Genomic DNA, 19,217 nt, shown 5'->3' with positions numbered 1-19,217 from the left:
CGATATAGGCATAGTCAGATATTTAGCTATACAATATATAAATCCGGTGCAGCCAAAGGCTGCACCGGTAATGATTTGCTTCGCAAATCAGAAAGAAAAGCGGCGTCGCTTCGCGAAAGCGGAGGGAGCAAGCCGAAGTTGGGCAGAGCCCTACTTTGCTTGCCCTACGCTTCGCTACGGGGGTTTTACGTATCCTCCGGGGATACTTTAGGGCGTTTCCGCCTATGGAATTAAAGAAAACAGGATACTCTGCGGTATCCTGCATATAGAAATAAAGGCATAGTTGTATAGACAGCTATTTGGTCGGTTTGAGAATATGAGTATGGAAGATATCAATGTAAGATCAGTGAGATACCCGGTTGCGGTAGATCAGAAGTTTGAAAAGATCGCCCTTAAACTGGGCAGGACGAAGCGGCAGGTGTTTATTCAGATGGTCGATTACTTTTATAAAAGCAAAAAAGACCCGCTGGACCTGAATGATGAGTTGTTAAAAAATGCGCTGATGAAAAATCATCAGCAGTATATTGGTTTTATCCGAAACCAGGAGAATATGCTGCTCATTCCGATCAAAACGGAAATGGACAGGATGATTGTATCACAGGTCAAGATCATCGAGAGTTTCAATACGCAAGTGCTCAAGGCAAATACGGACTTGCTGAATAATCAGCATGCTTTGGCGCAGAAGTTAACCGGCATAGATGCGCTGATGGAAACGATTTCGAAAAGCCAAAAGAGCAAGGATAACCTGAAAAAACAGTTCCTGTTAATTCTTGATGGTTATATTAAATCCAGGGATGCTTTTGGGATGATGACCTCGGGCCGGGAAAAAGATGAACTGATCGCTGTTACCAGATCGCAGGTCGGTTTGCTTTAATTATGTATTTAACTTTCCTTTCAGGAGGTAGGGGGCATTATGTTTATCAATATTACAGATAGTAAAGAAGCGGCAAACAAAGGCAGCAGTGCGGGGCTGGTAAATTACTTGGAAAAAGAAAACCGGATAGACAATAAGCCGGAACTAGAATACTGGTTTAACGGACAGCAGATCAGGATCGAGCCTTATGAAGTAATGCGCAGCATTGATAATAATGTTGCCAAACTGGGCAAAGACGATGCTAAATTTTTCTTGGTCAATATCAGCCCGAGCCAGAAGGAGATCAGGTTTTTAAAAGAACAGTATGGCGAGGAAGGTGTTAAAGAACAAATGAAAGGTTTTGCGGTAAGGGTGATGGACGCCTATGCCAGGAACTTCAACCGGGATGGTGTGAATAGTAACGAAAACCTGTTATGGTTTGCCAAGCTGGAAAACTACCGTTACTACAATTATAACGACCCGGAAGTAAAACAAGGCCTGAAACAACGGGGCGAACGTAAAGAGGGCGAGCAGATGCATGTGCAGGTTATTGTAAGCCGTAAGGATGTAACCAATAAGATCAAGCTTAGTCCGATGAATACTTCGAGGGGAAAGAATGCGGAACATTCCAAAAAGATGGGCCAGTTTGACCGGGTAGCATTTAAACAGAGCGGGGAATCTCTTTTCGACAGCCTTTTTGAATTTGACAGGCAGCTTAAAGATACAATGGCATACGCCAATGTGCAGAAGAACGGAGAACTATTACAACGGGAACAGCTGGGTGTTTTGTTAGAAGGTGCTTCGCAGAATTATGAAAGCAGGTCGGTGGCTAACGAATTGGCCCAGGGGGTTGCTAATGGTCTTTTTACAACAACGGCCAATATGCTATCGGCAGCGAGTAAGACAGCTGCGAGCTTCCTGGAAGTAATGCTGGAACCGATGTATACGGGAGGTGCTAATATTGTCCCGGAAAGTGAAATAGAGGAAAAGAAAAGGCGAAAGAGAAAATCTCAGAGCCAGCAGATATCACGTTGAAGCAGTGTGCTATTATAAATGGATATTTCTTGTTTCTCATAGAAAAGAATGGCCATGCGGCTGCGGCAGGCAGCTGCATTACACCACGCGCTTCGCTCCGGGTTTCATTACGCTGCCAGCCTCGCCGCCGCTCGTGCAGGAGTGTATTCGTTCCTCATAAACACCTGCCTTCCCCGCCCGCGAATATCGGTAGTCACAGCACCGCAGTCACAAAATTAGCTACGCAGGAAAACAGTCAAGGCTATATAAACCGGCTATCGCCGGGCCTTGACAGTTTTCCTGCTAACAGCTCCGGTTGTTTAAGCGGTGATATGACTGGGTGTGTTTGTGATTATATGGCCAGTCGGCTAAGATGTAGAGGTAAATCTAATTCTGGAAATATCTGTTGTAAACGTCGATAACAGCTTTCTTAAGTTCAATCGGTAAATCTCGTTGTGTTTTCCAAATGAGTTTAGCTGTATTAATATCGCTGGAAGCGGATTGAACAACATCAAACGAATCAAAAATTCCTTCAATCTTATGAAGTTCGAAGTAAGGTTTAAAGCGTTGACCAATAACAGCAAATTCTTTATCGTTGATAAATGCAAATAACCTATCCTGGTAATTGCTTTCACCAGCAAGATCATTCATTAACTCTTGTTCTTTAAAATTTCTACTTTTTCACGTTCGCTTTGCAAGAGGCGCTCATAAAGCTTTTTATTTTCTTCGATAACTTCAAGCCATTTGTCAATAGGATTGAAAGTGCATTGAAAGTTGATTGCTGGGCCTGCATGTATTACTGAATTATCGTAATTGTTCTGAATATTGTTTATTGCTTTTTCCTCATCAAAATTCTTTATCGCTTCAACCGGTACTTTGAGGATGGTGGCTATCTGCACTAGAATATCATCTTCTATGGCGTCTTTGGCTTCCAACAACGAAACACGTCTTTGGCTCCAGTCATCTCCTAACTCCAAAGCCAACGGTTCTTGTTTGATGCCCAGCATTTCCCTGAAACGTTTAATATTACGGCCGTGATGAATCTGGGTTGGTTTTTCGCTGGTAGTGCTCATAGGATGTTGTTTTGGTCGAGTGCTTTGAGTTGTTGGTTATGCTTATTGAATACTTCAATGATTGTCTTTTTATCTTCATCGGCACCTGTCATATTCTTTTTGATGGCTAAGTTCTTTATCAGCTTCCATCAGTCGCCGCTTTGCCTGGTAGACCTGCTGTGTAAGCGTATCCAGAAAGGAGTTTAATTCCCTCGTAGTTTCTTTGCCACCGATTGACCGTCCGGTCTTTGCACTCCAGGTAGAAGTGTGGCATTTTCTTTTGGTAGATAGCTCACTGGATTTACCATCGACTGTAATTCTCAGGTAGATAGGATAAATACCATTTGGGCTGTTTTTGGGTTTGCGCATGAAGAACATTAACCCGAAGCTTTTTTCCAACATAATCATTCAATAAAAAAGTTAAACAAATGTCGATTTTGATGGCCTTTTTTACAAGATGTTCATCTGTAGAACATGTTGATATACAGTGTGTTGTTAGCTTTTCGTTGAACGATTTTGAATGCTCTTGCGAGTTCAACGAATCGTTCAACTAAAACATGCGGTTGAATGAATCTTTTGGAGGGGTTTTAAAAGAAAAAGCCCCTAAATCATTTGATTTAAGGGCTTTTGAAGCGATTTTACTCTGCTTTTGTACTCAGAGCGGGAATCGAACCCGCACTCCGTTTACGGGAACAGGATTTTAAGTCCTGCGTGTCTACCAGTTCCACCATCTGAGCAGGTGTCTAACCTTTTAAAAATAAAACCCTTCTTTCAATCAGAAGGGCTTTGAGCGAAAGACGAGATTCGAACTCGCGACCCCGACCTTGGCAAGGTCGTGCTCTACCAACTGAGCTACTTTCGCGTTGGTATTTCCTCGTTTGGAGTTGGCTTTCGTTTTACCGTTTGCTTATCTCGTTTGCGGGAGTGCAAATATAGGCAGAAATGAATAGTCTGCAAGGAAAATTTTCATTTTTTTGAAAATAGTTTATAACTCGCTGTCTTTCAAAATATCTAATATTAGCTCGGCCTCAAATCCGCGGCCCATTGCGTACTGTTGGAGTTTGTAGCGGCGCTTTAACTGATTTTTTTCGGTTAGGGTGGCTGCTTTTTTTTGTAAAAGATGGGTTAACGCGGCCAAATAATCGTCAAGGTCAATGTTCAGGAGCGCCTTTTTAATCAATACATCAGGGATCCGCTTCAGCTTAAGTCCTTGTTTTATCTTAATACGTCCCCAGGCTTTTTGATTGAATTTACTTTTGGCATAAATTCTTGCAAAACGTTCCTCATTCAGGAAATTACCTTCTATTAACTGACTTATAATGTGTTCAACAGCATCGGGCCATAATCCCCAATCATAAAGTTTATCCCTAACTTCCTGCTGGGCACGTTCCTGGTAGGCACAAAAATGCTCGGCTTTGGCAAGGGCAACTTTCTCGTCAGTAATTTTAATTGATTTGGGCTTATCCATTTAAAAATCAAAATTCGTTAAAAATTATTCTATTTGTTTTAATATCTCCAAATTAGCAGCATGCCCAATAACACGTACTCTATCTCCACTATAAAGAAGATCATTAAAGCCGATGGTAACATCGTTGAAGAATATACCATCAGCGCGCTTTTTACTGATAGCCGCCGGATCAACAATCCTGCCGAGGGCTTATTTTTTGCCCTGAGCGGCAGGCGCAACGGGCACGAGTTTGTTGCCGAGGCCTATGCAGGTGGTGTGCGCAATTTTGTGGTGGAGTATGGTCCGGAGTTTAACCTGCCCGGCGCTAACTTTTTGATAGTACCCGATCCGCTTGTTGCGCTGCAGGCATTGGCCGCATATCATCGGAGCAGGTTCACACTGCAGGTTATTGGCATTACTGGTAGTAATGGTAAAACAATAGTTAAGGAATGGCTTTACCAGCTGCTTTCGGCCGATAAAAATATAGTACGTAACCCTAAAAGTTATAACTCGCAAATTGGCGTGCCCTTATCGGTATGGCAAATCAACGACCGGAACGACCTGGGCATTTTTGAAGCGGGCATTTCTACCATAAATGAAATGGATAAACTGGAAGCCATCATCAAGCCCGAAATAGGGGTGCTTACCCATATGGGCCCGGCACATGATGAGGGGTTTGAATCGCCAAAGCAAAAATTGCTCGAAAAGTTGGGACTGTTTAAGAATAGCAAACTGCTTATTCATAATTATGACCAGCTAATCGGTTACGAAAATGATATCGCTGCCCAGGAAACTTTTACCTGGAGCCGTAAATTTCGCGAGGCAGATCTTTATGTTTTCAGCGAGACGGTGATCTCTAAAAATTATTACTTCCGTGGCCGCTACCAGGGTAAGGAGATAGAGTGCCTTGTCCCGTTTATCGATCAGGCATCGGTTGAAAACGCGATTACCTGTTGGGCAACCATGCTGGCTTTAGGTTACAGTCCGGTAGAGGCCGATAAGCGTATTGAACGCCTTGCTCCGGTAAGCATGCGGTTGGAGTTAAAAAATGGGGTAAACAACTGCTCTGTTATTGATGACTCCTATAATTCAGATCTGCAATCGCTTGAAATAGCGCTTAACTTTTTATCACAGCAAAATCAGCATCAAAAAAAGACACTCATCCTATCAGATATTTACCAGTCGGGCCTGCAGCAGGATATACTGTACAAGCAGGTGGCCGAATTGATCAGGGCTAAAAAGATAGATAAGTTTGTTGGCGTAGGTGAAGCATTGCTTAACCATCAGCAATATTTTGATGTTGTTGAGCAGCATTTTTTTGCCGATACCACCACGCTGCTTCAGCAATTAAAAGCGCTTAGTTTTAAAGAAGAAACCATCCTGATCAAAGGTTCGCGCAGTTTTGAGTTTGAGCAGGTAAGTCGCGCTTTAGCCCAAAAGGCGCACGAAACGGTAATGGAAATTAACCTGAACTCCTTACTCAACAATCTTAATTTTTATAAATCAAAGCTTAAGCCAGGCGTAAAGGTTATGGCCATGGTTAAGGCTTTTAGCTATGGCAGCGGTACGTTTGAGGTGGCCAATATGCTGCAATACAATAAGGTTGATTACCTGGCGGTTGCTTATATTGATGAAGGAGTGGCCCTGCGTCAGGCAGGCATCATCCTGCCCATAAAAGTGCTTAACCCCGAAGCATCAGCATTTGATAAGCTTATCGAATACAAGCTTGAGCCGGTAATTTATAGTTTCGGTTTGCTGGACGATTTTGTGGGTTATGCCTCGGCACAGGGTATTTCCAATTACCCGGTACACCTTAAAATAGATACAGGTATGCACCGCCTTGGTTTTGAAAACTACGAGATAGAAACCTTGTGCGACATGCTGGAGGCAAACCGGTACATCCGGGTACAGTCGGTATTTTCACACCTGGCGGCAAGTGAAGCACCGGAGCATGACGAGTTTACAAAAAAACAGATCAAACGGTTTGAGAAAGCTTTTAAAGAGATAGAACGTACGCTGGGATACAAGGTGATCAAACATATTTGCAATACGGCGGGCATTATCCGCTGGCCGTCGGCACATTATGATATGGTAAGGCTTGGTATAGGCCTTTATGGGATTGATTCGTCAGTGCCGGCCTCTGATGCAGGCTTGCAGCCCATCGCGAGTTTAAAAACAAGCGTTGCCCAGGTTAAAAAGATCGGGGCAGGGGAAACCATCAGCTATAGCCGTAGTGGTAGCTTAGCTAAAGACGGTAAAATAGCCACTATTCGCATTGGTTATGCCGATGGTTACCTACGCGCTTTTGGTAAAGGTGTTGGCAAAATGCTGGTAAAAGGTAAGTTAGTACCCACGGTAGGCAACATTACCATGGACATGTGCATGCTTGACGTAAGCGGACTGGATGTACACGAAGGCGACGAAGTAATCATATTCGATGAGCACCAGCGGATTGAGGAACTGGCAAAACAGATAGGCACTATTCCCTATGAAATATTAACCAATATTTCACAAAGGGTAAAAAGAGTGTACTTTTACGAATAGTTCTTTTTGAGTTAAATAAGCCACATTTTTTATAAAAAGGGACAAAAGGGACAAGTAATTTGCCTATGTTTGTAAAAAAAACATATGGCAAATTTTACGTTTAAAGAACCCAAAATTTACAAAGACCCCGCCAACAAAAAGTGGTGTGTACGGTACGCAATCAAGTACGAAGGGGAGTCAAAGTTTACTTACTTGAAAGAGTATGGTAGACTTTATTACAATATGTCCCTTAACACAATTTCTGATTTGAAAGCAAGGGAGAAAAAATTCATTGCTCTGGAAGTTGCGATTCACGAAGACCTGAAAGAAGGTGTTGATAGACGAAATATTCAAAGTGTAAAACAACACGTTGAAACCAAAATCAAAGTTGCCAAAGAATCGGAAGCCAAGAAAACAGATAAACATCATTTTGATACCTGCCTTAATCTCTACCTTCAACATAAAGGGTACATCAACCCTGTAGCCAAAAAGAAACAGAGCGCACAAACTATCAAGATGTTTCTTAGAAACCAGTTCAGGCCATATCTGGAAACTAATAAGCTTTTAAAAGATATTCGTGAAATCAATAAATCCCATCTTCAAGACTTTATGAATTCTTATTGGTTACACAAAGACCCTGATTTGAAGTGGAGTAATAACACGTTTAATAACAAGAGGTCTTATCTGGGTTCTTTTTTCTCATTGCTTTTAGACGAAGAAATTATTACTGTCAATCCGGTATTATTAGTGAAATCAAAAAAGAAAGATAAAACCCAACGATTTGGAATTTTCACTAAAGAGGAATTAGTAATTCTTTGGGACTATCTAAAAGAAAATAATTACCTCCTTTATGTTATGTCTAAACTCATTTATCATTCGTTCATCAGGAGTAGCGAAGCAACCCGTTTGAGGGTTGAAGCGTTTGATATGACCAACAGAAAAATCAGGGTTGAGGCTGATATTGCCAAAACACAAAAAGATGGCTTAGACAGGTATGTAATGATGTTTTTACCTCTACACGAAGCTTTAACCGAATACCTTGATAAATATGAGCATAAACCTAACTGGTTGATGTTTGGTAAAGGAAAACGGCCTTCTCAGTTTGAAATCGGAAAAGGTTGGTACGAAGATTTTACCACCTGTGTGCAAGAATTAGCCAAAGAACATCCCGGCAAGTTTGACAGGGAAAATTTAACCTTATACTGTATGAAACATACGGGTGTAACTCACTTTATTCAAGACCAGAAGGATAACTATTCATCAACGGAATTGCTTCAATTTGTGCAATCTCAGTGTCGCCACGAATCATTTCAAGATACACAAGTATATTGGAAGAGATTAGGATTTCAACTTGATACTTTTGATAGCTTTAAGCACTTATAAACCGTTTAATATTTTGCGGTCGGCGTTATTACGTAATGCCTGTACTTCTAATTTACGTTCTTCTTCTTCAAGTTCACGCTGTTGTTTAGGGGTAAGCTTTTTAGGTTTTTGTTTTTTTTCTACCTCAGTTAAAAGCTTACCCACTTGCACAGCGTGAATTTCTTTAACCTGATTCATTACCTCACTTACCATCCCCGCTATAACGTCAAATTCCTCTTTGGTAATAATAATTTGTGTATCGGCATTAAAGCCTCTCACAGCTTTATTTTCCCCCGGCGCTTGAACATATACTATTTCATGTTCAGTAGGAGTGTAAAACGGTAACACACTGTTTAAGATGAAATCAGTTATATAGGATGAATCAGTTGTTTTCATGATTCAACCTTTCACTTTCACATTCATCAGTAACATTTGAACTTGTGTGTCTGTTGCGTTCCACATTGAACCGCTCCCGGTAGTCTTTATCGTTTATGAATTTTGATACGAAATTCACAATCCTGATATCCGGGGTTTGGTGTTCAAATGTTCGTTGATAGCTGAGGTCATTTACCTGTATCCAGACAGTAGCATAACCTTCACAATTGTAGGGTTTGTATATTTCTGATTGTATTTTAAAATCTTCTTGTTTAAAAGAAAATTCTACTGGTTCGTTGATTGAGGTATTAAAATTTTCTCTGCTGAAATTGAATGTTGATCTTAAGTTCATAGTTTTTAGCTTTTTTTACCCCGGCCATTTACACCGGGGAGTTTAAATAGTTGTTTGCATGGCGTACCGCCATTTTTGAATTCGTTTAATTCGATTCTGCGATTAGACCCTGCACCTTGTGTAGGTAATGAATCTTTGTACCTATTGTACCGATTATCTCGTTGAAGATTGATTCATCAGCAGTAACGGAGTAGGTGTAACCTGCGGTCTCGGATACTTTAATTACCTCTGTTGGGTATTTTTCAACGATCTCTTTTAAAGCCTTGTCATAGGCTACTTGTGGAATAGTAAGGGTTTTTGTCATATGTTTATTTTAAGTGTTTAAATGATTTAAAATCCGGGGTTTGTTATACTTTAATGTCATCAGCCATAATTTGTAGATGTATTGCAAATTCTGGGTACTCTTGATTTGAAAGGCTTATGTAGTTCGCTATCTCTGATAAGCATTTAAATTTATGTGCTTCACCCCGAAAACTTTCTTCTGGTAAGCTGCAATAAAGTTTATAAAAACCGTGTTCTTCATCATGCTTCAACCATAAGGTTGTTTGTGCCCCTTGATGATTTATTACTAATTCACAATGGCAATCACATTGCCAAACTGCATTTAGAAAATCAAATCCATTTAATAAATTAAGCAGGTGAGATAATTCCCGATTTTCCAAATTGTTTACTGGCATTTCCTGTTCTTTCGTTTTCATTTTCGTTTTGTTTTATGATTATTTATATAGATAGTTTCAAAGTAGAAAGCTATAGATTAACCTTTAACTTTCTTTATTATGACTTGTATATTATTATTGTTTCAATCACGCAAATCTTTTCAAAAATCTACATTGCAAATATATCTTATCTATAATTTAAATCCAAATATTTTTTAATTTATAGTTTAAAGAAAGTCGTATGGGTTTATTTCAAGGCAAAATCTAAATCTAAATTTATTTTTAGTGAAAAATCTAAATCTAAATTTATTTTTGCCCTTAGAATAAAATGTAACTTGCTTTAAATTAGGTTATTAATAATTTTTTATAGTTTCATATAAAATAAAGTTTACCGGTAAAATTTATTTTGATAGGTCAAAATTTAGCCATTTTCTATATTTAACTATAAAGAAATAGTTGAAAATTTGATAATGTGTTTAAATCTGAGAAACTGTTGGTATTAACTAAAAAACGTCGGATTTTTTATGGTTCGGTTTGAAAGTTTGTCACGAATTAGCTACCGGCGGGTATCCAGATCATCAGAATAATTTCGATATATCGAAAATCTCCAAAAATATAATTGTTTTTACCGCTTGACAAATTAGAATAGTGGACTATGTTTGTTATATATAAGACTGATACTGTACTTTTTTAAAATATATTTTCAATAAAAATGAAAATTTTTCAAAAACAAAGTATTTATAAATATATACACGGGGGAGGATGTGACTTGTTAAAGTAGTTTGTCATTGTTAGACTTTAGCTTGCCTCCCCCTTTCCTTTGTCACAGAAGGATGAAACGATGACAAGGGAAAAGGTAAAATAAAATGACAAAACAAATTAATGTGTATGATAACATCTATACACCAAAAGTAAAAGACTACACTACCATTGAAGAATGGTTTAACCTGATAAATGATTCTACATATTCAGGTATAATAAAAGAAGCGAGAAAATTTAAAAAAGGTTCACTAATGTATGATAGCTTGAAAGCAACTCTGCCTTGTATTACCTATAATTTCAATTTTCATACTCATAAAAACAATCAAAATATTTCCGGGGCTACAGGTTTACTATATATAGATGTAGATAATAAAGAAGTTAAGGTTGATATTAATTCATTAGATAAATCTAAAATCTTTGCCTATTATAAATCTTTCGGCGGTTCTGGTTATGCTATACTGGTACAGGTTGAAGGTTTGACAGTAGATAATTATGATTCAACCTATGCAGCTATATGTAAGGATTTAGGTTTAGTTTATTCTTATGATAAGAATGCTAAAAAGAAAACACAGTTTAATGTTTTATCATTTGATCCTGATATTTTTATTAATTATAATTCTTTTGTTTTTGATTCAGTTAATGTTATTGAAAATTTCCCCCCTGTCAGTAGTAATAAAAGAGAGAAGACATATACCGCCGAAGGGGGGGAATTAATTCCCGTAAATGAAAAGGTAATTAGGTTTAGTAATCTTCATGAACAAATCCAATTTGAAGATTTCGATTGTGTACACAACTTAACCGAAGGATGGAAATATGTGGATTGTTGGATACCAAAAGTTAAAGTTATTGAAGGTAAGCGTAATAGCAGCTTATTAAGTTATTGTAATAATTTGGTTTGGTTGAACCCACATTTGACCCCGGCGGGGGCAGAAAAGATAATGAGTAAAGTAAATATTCAGATGTGCGAAGTTCCCGTCAAAGGGTTTCAAATTAAGAGTATAGTGTCTTCAATTTTTAAACAGAAAAACGCAGGTTCTTTAAATCCAATTTATAATACTAAAAACAGGAAAATAGTTTTTGCACCTCATTCAACATTTACCCCGGAAGAAAAATTTGCAAAGTGTAGGGAGTTACTGGCCGAACACAGATCAGCAGAAAGCCAAAACAAATTATACCAGATAATTGAAAATTGGGATTTTGAGAAATATGGTAAAATAGGTCAGACCGTCATTCATAGAAATTTTGAAATTTCAAAGAAAACGGTTGAAAAATATTGGTTTGAGTTTAAAGATTATGTTGCCACTCAGAACACAAATAATGGATTTTTGAAAGCGTTACCAAAGGTAACCGGGGAAGTGAAATCAATTGAAGATATTAATCATGAACAACCCGAAATAAAGCCCTCAGAGCCAAAAAAAGAATTGCGCAGGGCAGACTTCAATAACGTCGAAATAGATCGCATAGAAGACTTTTATGTAGCTAATTCAGACCGTTATAGGAGGGCTTTGAATATAATTTCAGTTACACCCAAGGTGATGATGATTCGGGAAGTAAGACATTTGATGGCAGCAGGAGTTCAAGGCGAAAAATCCTTTGAGGCAGGTGATTACAGCTTTACTTTCAACTTGTACCCACAGATCAATATGATTGAGTTTAAGGCAATAGCTTAAATCTTCTTGAGGGCTTTAGTGTCTTTTGCGGGTTTGTCTTCAAGAAATAATTTAAAGGGTTCTACTTTGAGTGCTTCAGCAATTGCAAAAATGATTCCGATTGAAGTATTGACCTTGCCTAATTCAATACGATTGATCTGGGAATGATCGGTTTCCAACAGATTGGCCAAATCTCGGACACTTAAATTAAGCAGTGTTCGGTACTTGCGGACGTTTGTCCCAACAAGTAAAATACCTTTAGAATCCTGCTTGATACCCATTTAACAAAAATTGTTATAAAAAATTTTGTTATTGTAGGCAGATTAGCCTACATTTGCGTTTGTAGGATAATTAGCCTACGTTGTTTTTATTATTTGCTGATGCCTAAACACTTATGGTTTGATAACGTCAGGGATAGTGTAATATTTATTACTGTGATTGGGGTAATGTTGGGTGTGCTGTATTACTATTATCTCATTGATAAACAGAAACTAAACAAAAGAAGAAATGGAAAAGTTTAAAAAATTAACGTTGTTGGTAGTAATTGCTGTTACAGCACTAATTACCGCTTGTACTAAAGGAAATGAAGCAGTACCAACCCCGGCAAAAAAGCCGTTGCCTCCGGTGAGCAACCTATCAAAGCCTGATACATCGTATACGCAACTTATAGGCCGATAAGCCCCTAATTATATTTAACAAAGTGACCTGTACCATTCATTTGGTACGGGATTTTTTATGTAAAAAGCTTTTTAGCCCCGGTGTTTAAGTTGCACAGAGAAAATGTAATTATTTATGCTTGGGAATTGTTTCCCATATCCAATATGGGTAGTTAGCATGAACCGGGTAAAACCAAATCCAAACTTGCCATAGCAAAACAAGACTGGCTGCAACACCTGCACACCAAGTTGCCCATAACAGCCGATTCTTATATCTGTTTTCTGCGACTTTAAGATTATCACTTAAAACAATTTTTTCGGTGTCTAATTTTTGTTGTTTTTCATAACCTATAAACAGAGAACCTTCGAAGGTAATGGCGTAATCGACACCGCCCATATCCCTCTTTTTTTCGTATACATATTTATCCCTGACTAATTTTTCGAGTATTCTAAGCAGGACATCACCATCTATCGTTATTTTTTTATCACCATCCCATAGTCTTGTACGCAGATTATCGAAATTTATATGTCCTCTATCTTTTTTAAAAAAATGTAAAACTATATCGATTTGTTGTATCGGACTCTTCTCCATAAAATTATGGCATTAATTGCGCTTTTTAAGATAAAAATTATTTCTCACATCTTCTCAGGCAATTTCAAAGATTAGGGTTTAACATGGCGGTACGCCATGACACCAACTATTAAAGCCCCGAAACTAAATCCGGGGGATTGATAAATATATTTTCAAGTTTTTGGTCATTTTCAAAAAATCCAAAGTATTTATAATTATATGAGAGGGATTAAAGCAATCAGTTTCTATAATCACTATTATATAAGTGATGAAAAAAGTGATCTATTTATCAAAATAGATATAACAAATAAAAAGATGCAGTACATAACAAAAATACAGTACAGCATCATAGACCTCTTAGCGGAAATCTACGGGGATGTTAAAGAATTATAACAATGGCAAATGCAGAATTAGTTGAGGCAAAAGAAAAAGAGGGCAGGGATATAGTCATAAACACATTTGGTAACAAATATCAGTTTGTAGAATCCCCTAATAAATATGATAGTTGGGACTTGTCAGGAACAACCCATAATATAGATAAAGGCGACAAAAACTTCTTTATTGAAATCAAAACGAGAGATTTTAAAAGTACAAAAGAAGAAACGGCGTTTTTAGAATATACTAAATTGTATCTAATGAAATTTGTAGCAGATGATAACAATAATGCAGATATGTTTTATATAAATATTTTCAATGATGGTTTAATATACGTTTGGAATCTGAGAGAAATTAAATTACAGGATATAATCATAACGGACAAAAGAGTTCCAAAAGAAACCTGTACTGATGTAGTTGTATACGAAAATAAATTGTTCATCGAATTGCCGATGACTAAAGCAAAAAAAGTTAAAATCAAAAATTAAAATTATGTTGCAAGTAATTCATTTAGTCAGTGACACAGTACTGTCAGTTCTGATAATACTTAATTTGATTGTTAAGACTAAGAAGAATGACAATTAAAATTATTCTATCAACCTTATTTATAATCTGGTTGCTCATGCTCCCGGCTTATCAAAATATGGTTTATAAGCTAAAACTACCTGATAAGCCTTTTAAATGTGAATATTGCCTAACATTCTGGCTGAATATCATTTTGGCAATAGCGTTTTGGAACGCCTCATTTTTAATAGTAGCCGTTACTTCTCCTGTTGTAACGGTTCTATTAAAGCGCATAATTGATGCGCTACCCGTAAACCTATAAATTATTTGTTACCCCAATATTCAGGCTATACAAAAGAACAAATCAAATCCGAGGTTTTAACTTCTTTATACCTTACAGGCAGGTTCAATAACCTTTATATGGGGGTATCTGCTAAATCAAAGGTTAATCCCCTAAAAGCTTACATACAACGTTTTTTGAAGGTTAACGGATTGGCGGAGGATGATAACGATTTCTGTGATGAATGTTATCAACACGTTTTTAGTCACCTATGGGCTAAACCTGCCGAAAAGATAGTTCAGATATTAGAGGATGCCCCCAATGGGGCTAAATTAACTGCTACAGCAGCATTTATAATAAGCAGACAATGTTTCTCCAAAAAGCCTAATCCGAAATCATCAGGGCTAATCTTTAACATACTAAATGCATCAGCCTACGGCGGGGTGATTATTCCAACGTCAGAAATATTTAATGATTCAAATGCCGGGGATGAACAGGTAATTATCTATGATGATGATTGCGAAGAAGAAGGTTTTGTTACCAAATACGATTTTACAATTGAGGAATTAGTTTCAAAGCTATCAGCAGAAGATCAGCAAAGCTTTTATGATTTAATCGATAAAAAGCAAAAGCGGGGCAAACCTTCAAAGCAGGTACAGGCCAATAAGGAAGATCTGTTCAATAAGTTAAAATCAATTAAAGACAAATTGAGAAATGAGTAAAGAAGAAATTATAGAGGCTTTAAAACCTCTGGAAAATAAAATGAAGCAGTACGCTGAAACTGCATCAGTCATGCTTAAGCATGACGAAATCAAATTAATGATAGATGCGTACCCGCACTATAACATTTTAACCGGGGGACAATTACCTGCTGTTTTTAATACAGGGTGCAGCAGTTGTGTAAAGCAGGTTTTAAGCTATTATATAAGCTTTTATTTCAAAGAATGACAGATAAGATATATAAATACATTTTTCGGTTAATAAATCAAGAAACGGGGTTATTGATAACGATGTATCCAGATGATGAATCAGTAATCAATGATCTGTATGAGCATATGATCTATAGTGATGTTGATGACTGTACCGCCCTGAAAAATTATATAGCTCTGTTAATCAAATTCTGTGAATCAAAAGAGTATTATGAAAAGTGCTCGTTGCTTTTAAAACTTAACCATAAAATATCTGATTAACTATTTAAATGAATGCAAATCCAAAGCCACTTTCTTTATGAGCCTGACCACTTACATGAAGGTATCCATCCTTCAATTCATAGGTTATAGTTTCTTCTTCACATATCAAATTATCTTTAATTAATTCAGATTTTACTTTTTCTAACACATCGTTTTTTTCAAATTGAACATTTTGATAGTTTGATTTGACATCATAGCTTATGCTTTCAATTTTAACTGTGAATAGGATAATTTGTGACATTGGACTTTTTAAATTTTAATAAAGGTTATGTATGAATAATTAACGAATTTAAATAAAAATATTTGTTATATATACGAATTATATGCCTTTGCGATATACTTCTTTTGCGACATTTGTTTTAATTGAGGATTTATTTAGATATCAGAAAAAGTAGTACTAATCCTAAAAAGCAAAGAATCAGCCCTGCACTTGGGGAATCAATTTTAAATGAACCTATTGGGGTATTAATCTCAATTGTGCTCTTAGCTTTCGTTTGAGTAAATATTAATACTATGCCCTTATATATAACATAGGCGAAAATTAATAAAACAAACATCATCCGAATCTCTTTCGGAGTCCAAAGTGCATAAAATGTCTGCATAGACACGGGTTCAAAGTAAACAAATGGAAACTGTCTACTTGAATTATTCTTAATTTAATACGGAGAAATATAGAATAAAATCAGCCTGACAATTCCTTAGAAATGGAAAATTCTCATACAGAGTGCAGATTAGTTAGGCCAAAAAAGATGAATACCGAAAAGTAAATTATTGTTTATTAATCTCCAAGAAAACAATTAAAAATTGGTAATTTGGGCTATGGAACAGCCTTATAAAGATATATTCATTGCGTGGGCTGCATTTGCAACGGTTTTAGTGATAGTCATAATATTATCGCTGATATTCCTTACGCCTTCACCACCGGGGAAATTACCTCCGGGGGGAGAACCAATGCCATTTATAGACCCTGCACATTAGGGATTTAAATAAGGATAGCGGTTACTCAGCCCATACGACTTTCGCACGGTGCCCTCGCTTAGTCAAGCTAAGCGGTTATAAGGCACGAAACTATTATAAAAATAGATGCAACAGTAAATAGATTCTATAAAGTAATCCAGATACAGCTTTCGTAATGGCAGTGAATTGTTTACTTGTCATTAATTAAAATTTAAGATTAAACTAATGCCTTTCACCGCTACCTTAATCAAATATAGTAAAATCTAAGGTTACAATTTCGCAAATAGGACTGACACCTTTTCAATCATTTTTGTAAATTGAGGTATCCACGCCTATGTTAAACTCTAATTGTAAATTGCTTACATTTATCTGTTTATAGATAAATAGTCTTAACTTTTGTAAAAGATAATTTTTAAAGTGAATTTATTTATATACGATAAAACAATCTAATAAGCCTTTTATTTTAACCTTGTAATGTTCTCCTTCATCAATGATAGTTATAGGTTCAGATGATAGGTCTTTTGTTATAACTCCGATTTGATAATATCTTTTTATTAATTTATTATTGGATATTTCTATTAGTCTGTTAAATTCACTCCATTTTATTTTTTTAATTAGGTCATTGTATGAATGTACTATTGTTGCTGTCATTCTACAAATATAAATAATATGCGCTAATTAATAATAGAAATATATTATTTGGTGATTATATAATTAGCAATGTACGCTAAACATATAATGCCTACGCTGTACTCAAATATTATTATCAACAATGCCCACCATAATGTTAGTTTTAAATCCTTTAAATCCAGTTTAAGCCCCCAAAAAATAAATCCGGTATAAATACCCACTTTATAAAGGTAGACCAAAAATTGTTGGCGTTTAGTTCCTACAACAAATATCTTTCGGATGGTATAGGTGTAATAATTTTCAATATTTTCTGGTAGGTAAGCAATAGTTAGTTGTCTGAAAATGCAAAGATTTAATATGAGAAAAGCTAAGAAGAAGATAAAAGAAATCTTTATAATTCTGCCCTTATCGTATCCGTAATCCCACCAAATACACTCAATGAAATTTATTAGCCAATGACCGTTAGTGTTCATTTTAAGTGCTTGGTATCGTTTATCTAAGGTTTCAAATTTTTCGTTTAAACCTCGTTCCTTTAATTTATTTAGAACGGTTTGATAAAGCATTGATTGTTGTTCATAACTGATGCTATCATCTACCAAGACTGTAAATCTATCATATGGTATATTTAGTTTTTCTATATCAACATTGCCTAATATTAATACATAATTTTTTTCTCTATTGTATGGCAAATTGGTAAAATCAATATATCCCTTTATATCTGTTAAATCTAAATTTATCAACTTGACTGTATCCGGTAAAAATACATTATGTAGAATAGCACTATCAATTTTCGTGTCTTTTATCACAAGAGTATTTGAAATTGATACAAGATGGAAATCTATCTTTTGAAAGTATGAATAGAGTAATTTTAATGAACTAAAATGTAGTGAATTGATACTAAGTCGTTTGACGTTGTTATTAGTAAATTTGGTCGTTGAGAACGTAGGTTCTAAATCATTATATATGCCGTGTAATGCCAAATCATCTCCGCTGACATCAAAGAAATTGGATGTATCTACCTTGGTTAACATAGTAACGCATTTCGTATTAAAGTCGCCAAATATTTCTAAAAACTTGCCTTGTGTTGCAAAAATTGTATCAAGAGGTTTTGTAATTTGAATGGTATCTTCTCTGTTAATTTTTATTGAATCCATCATTTCGTGATTTCTTGGAAATGTATGTTTAGTCTTGCCTGTTAAATATTGGAATTCATTATTAACATCTAATTGCAATAATAAACGATCATTGTTTTTAATCAGTAACTTATAGCTGTCAGAGGAATGATTTTTTTTAGATATATCTTGTGGGACTTTAATTAATTTAAAAGAACCTTGAGAATAAGTATAGAATGGGAGAAGCAGTAACATCGAGATTATTGCAAGAACAGTTTTCATTTTGAAACATTTAGGTCTTCTAAATTTAATAATAATATTCTTAAAAGCTATTCAGTCGTCATTTCCACCCTCACATACGGTAATATCTATTACCATCTAATATTTATTCTTAAAAGCAATAGAAATCAGAAAGTTGCCCCGGTATAAGGGGCATAATTAACTGGCTTACATAGTTGGTTAAAGTAGTGTCTTTTTACTGAAACTGCATTTGGATGCAGGAAACGCAGAAGGGGACAAAAACACAGGGACAAAATGCCATTTCAAAAGGGTGTTAGCGGTAATCCGGCAGGAAAACCGAAGGGCACAAAACATAACGAAAGCGATGTAGCAATAAGAGAATTTCTAAGGGGAAAAGCTACAGAATACTTTACTGGTACGGGTGATAACAGCTTTGCAGAAGATTTAAAAAAGCTAAAGCCGGGAATGCGTTTACAGTTGATGGAGAAGTATTTGAAGTACTTTCTTGCGCCTATGGCACATCTTCAAATCGATAGTGATATTAATGTGAACCAGAACGGAGTAATCAAAATTGACTTTGGTTTTGGTGATAAACGGATAGATAATGATATGCAGGATATCATCAATCTTATCTAAGATCGGATAGTGAAGATGATT

General features: G+C 36.3%; 22 protein-coding genes and 2 tRNA genes. 10 read left to right on the top strand and 14 right to left on the bottom strand.

What is annotated here, in order from left to right:
• The first annotated feature begins 322 nt into the window (after positions 1-322).
• Together EAH55_RS19035 and EAH55_RS19030 are read left to right on the top strand one after the other, a co-directional pair.
• Positions 323-874: a BfmA/BtgA family mobilization protein gene (locus EAH55_RS19035; RefSeq protein ID WP_121811048.1), complete on the top strand. Its 552-nt coding sequence runs from the start codon at positions 323-325 to the stop codon at positions 872-874.
• Between the two features lie 39 nt (positions 875-913).
• The gene (locus EAH55_RS19030) at positions 914-1,888 is read left to right on the top strand and encodes a DUF5712 family protein (RefSeq protein WP_121811047.1); all 975 of its coding nucleotides are present in this window, start codon (positions 914-916) and stop codon (positions 1,886-1,888) included.
• Positions 1,889-2,254: 366 nt separating this feature from the next.
• Here EAH55_RS19030 and EAH55_RS19025 read toward each other — a convergent pair whose 3' ends face one another.
• The 6 genes from EAH55_RS19025 to EAH55_RS19000 form a co-directional block, all read right to left on the bottom strand.
• Positions 2,255-2,518 (bottom strand): hypothetical protein, encoded by a 264-nt coding sequence (locus EAH55_RS19025; protein ID WP_121811046.1) that lies wholly within the window; start codon positions 2,516-2,518, stop codon positions 2,255-2,257.
• Positions 2,518-2,940 carry a helix-turn-helix domain-containing protein gene (locus EAH55_RS19020; RefSeq protein WP_121811045.1) on the bottom strand — a complete coding sequence of 141 codons (423 nt, stop codon included), beginning with the start codon at positions 2,938-2,940 and terminating at the stop codon, positions 2,518-2,520. Before EAH55_RS19020 ends, EAH55_RS19025 begins: the two co-directional genes overlap by 1 nt.
• Positions 2,941-3,015: 75 nt before the next feature.
• Positions 3,016-3,288, bottom strand: coding sequence for an Arm DNA-binding domain-containing protein (locus EAH55_RS31540; protein ID WP_394339790.1), 273 nt, complete (start codon positions 3,286-3,288; stop codon positions 3,016-3,018).
• Positions 3,289-3,571: 283 nt separating this feature from the next.
• Positions 3,572-3,656 (bottom strand) — tRNA-Leu (locus EAH55_RS19010).
• Between the two features lie 52 nt (positions 3,657-3,708).
• A tRNA-Gly gene (locus EAH55_RS19005) sits at positions 3,709-3,781 on the bottom strand.
• Between the two features lie 123 nt (positions 3,782-3,904).
• The gene (locus tag EAH55_RS19000; protein ID WP_121811043.1) at positions 3,905-4,387 is read right to left on the bottom strand and encodes a regulatory protein RecX; all 483 of its coding nucleotides are present in this window, start codon (positions 4,385-4,387) and stop codon (positions 3,905-3,907) included.
• A 60-nt stretch (positions 4,388-4,447) separates the two neighbouring features.
• On the opposite strand from EAH55_RS19000, the gene EAH55_RS18995 reads away from it, so the two are divergent.
• Positions 4,448-6,910, top strand: coding sequence for a bifunctional UDP-N-acetylmuramoyl-tripeptide:D-alanyl-D-alanine ligase/alanine racemase (locus EAH55_RS18995; protein WP_121811042.1), 2,463 nt, complete (start codon positions 4,448-4,450; stop codon positions 6,908-6,910).
• An 84-nt stretch (positions 6,911-6,994) separates the two neighbouring features.
• Positions 6,995-8,272, top strand: a complete 1,278-nt coding sequence (locus EAH55_RS18990) for a tyrosine-type recombinase/integrase (RefSeq protein WP_121811041.1) — start codon at positions 6,995-6,997, stop codon at positions 8,270-8,272.
• Here the strand turns inward: EAH55_RS18990 and EAH55_RS18985 are convergent.
• From EAH55_RS18985 to EAH55_RS18970, 4 genes are all read right to left on the bottom strand, one after another.
• Positions 8,267-8,647, bottom strand: a complete 381-nt coding sequence (locus tag EAH55_RS18985) for a hypothetical protein (protein ID WP_121811040.1) — start codon at positions 8,645-8,647, stop codon at positions 8,267-8,269. The two genes, EAH55_RS18990 and EAH55_RS18985, sit on opposite strands and share 6 nt — an antisense overlap.
• Positions 8,634-8,978 (bottom strand): hypothetical protein, encoded by a 345-nt coding sequence (locus tag EAH55_RS18980; RefSeq protein WP_121811039.1) that lies wholly within the window; start codon positions 8,976-8,978, stop codon positions 8,634-8,636. Before EAH55_RS18980 ends, EAH55_RS18985 begins: the two co-directional genes overlap by 14 nt.
• A gap of 85 nt (positions 8,979-9,063) precedes the next feature.
• Positions 9,064-9,282, bottom strand: coding sequence for a hypothetical protein (locus EAH55_RS18975; protein ID WP_121811038.1), 219 nt, complete (start codon positions 9,280-9,282; stop codon positions 9,064-9,066).
• 43 nt (positions 9,283-9,325) lie between these two features.
• Positions 9,326-9,676 carry a hypothetical protein gene (locus tag EAH55_RS18970; RefSeq protein WP_121811037.1) on the bottom strand — a complete coding sequence of 117 codons (351 nt, stop codon included), beginning with the start codon at positions 9,674-9,676 and terminating at the stop codon, positions 9,326-9,328.
• An 824-nt stretch (positions 9,677-10,500) separates the two neighbouring features.
• On the opposite strand from EAH55_RS18970, the gene EAH55_RS18965 reads away from it, so the two are divergent.
• Complete coding sequence (locus EAH55_RS18965) at positions 10,501-12,066, top strand: BT4734/BF3469 family protein (protein WP_121811036.1); 1,566 nt, start codon at positions 10,501-10,503, stop codon at positions 12,064-12,066.
• Here EAH55_RS18965 and EAH55_RS18960 read toward each other — a convergent pair.
• Positions 12,063-12,326 (bottom strand): helix-turn-helix domain-containing protein, encoded by a 264-nt coding sequence (locus tag EAH55_RS18960; RefSeq protein ID WP_121811035.1) that lies wholly within the window; start codon positions 12,324-12,326, stop codon positions 12,063-12,065. The genes EAH55_RS18965 and EAH55_RS18960 overlap by 4 nt on opposite strands.
• A 226-nt stretch (positions 12,327-12,552) precedes the next feature.
• Between EAH55_RS18960 and EAH55_RS31005 the strand changes: the two genes are divergently transcribed.
• Entirely contained in the window at positions 12,553-12,723 is a 171-nt protein-coding gene (locus EAH55_RS31005; protein WP_162996957.1) for a hypothetical protein, read from the top strand.
• A gap of 108 nt (positions 12,724-12,831) precedes the next feature.
• Here the strand turns inward: EAH55_RS31005 and EAH55_RS18955 are convergent, their stop codons facing one another.
• Positions 12,832-13,293, bottom strand: coding sequence for a hypothetical protein (locus tag EAH55_RS18955; RefSeq protein WP_121811034.1), 462 nt, complete (start codon positions 13,291-13,293; stop codon positions 12,832-12,834).
• A 374-nt stretch (positions 13,294-13,667) separates the two neighbouring features.
• On the opposite strand from EAH55_RS18955, the gene EAH55_RS18950 reads away from it, so the two are divergent.
• From EAH55_RS18950 to EAH55_RS18935, 3 genes are all read left to right on the top strand, one after another.
• Positions 13,668-14,135 (top strand): hypothetical protein, encoded by a 468-nt coding sequence (locus tag EAH55_RS18950; RefSeq protein ID WP_121811033.1) that lies wholly within the window; start codon positions 13,668-13,670, stop codon positions 14,133-14,135.
• A 343-nt stretch (positions 14,136-14,478) separates the two neighbouring features.
• Entirely contained in the window at positions 14,479-15,153 is a 675-nt protein-coding gene (locus EAH55_RS18940; RefSeq protein ID WP_121811031.1) for a hypothetical protein, read from the top strand.
• A complete protein-coding gene (locus EAH55_RS18935) occupies positions 15,146-15,379 on the top strand; it encodes a hypothetical protein (protein ID WP_121811030.1) in 234 nt (77 codons plus the stop codon). The genes EAH55_RS18940 and EAH55_RS18935 overlap by 8 nt, the downstream gene beginning before the upstream one ends.
• Positions 15,380-15,625: 246 nt before the next feature.
• Here EAH55_RS18935 and EAH55_RS18925 read toward each other — a convergent pair whose 3' ends face one another.
• On the bottom strand, positions 15,626-15,862 hold the full coding sequence (locus tag EAH55_RS18925; RefSeq protein WP_121811028.1) for a hypothetical protein: 237 nt from the start codon (positions 15,860-15,862) through the stop codon (positions 15,626-15,628).
• A 1,411-nt stretch (positions 15,863-17,273) separates the two neighbouring features.
• Entirely contained in the window at positions 17,274-18,602 is a 1,329-nt protein-coding gene (locus EAH55_RS18910) for a hypothetical protein (RefSeq protein ID WP_121811025.1), read from the bottom strand.
• Between the two features lie 252 nt (positions 18,603-18,854).
• Here EAH55_RS18910 and EAH55_RS18905 point away from each other — a divergent pair, with 252 nt between their 5' ends.
• Entirely contained in the window at positions 18,855-19,196 is a 342-nt protein-coding gene (locus EAH55_RS18905) for a DUF5681 domain-containing protein (protein ID WP_121811024.1), read from the top strand.
• Positions 19,197-19,217 lie beyond the last annotated feature (21 nt).

The sequence above is a fragment of the Mucilaginibacter kameinonensis genome, assembly GCF_003675385.1.
Classification (GTDB): Bacteria; Bacteroidota; Bacteroidia; order Sphingobacteriales; family Sphingobacteriaceae; genus Mucilaginibacter; species Mucilaginibacter kameinonensis.
This window is presented reverse-complemented; position numbering and strand designations above follow the sequence as displayed.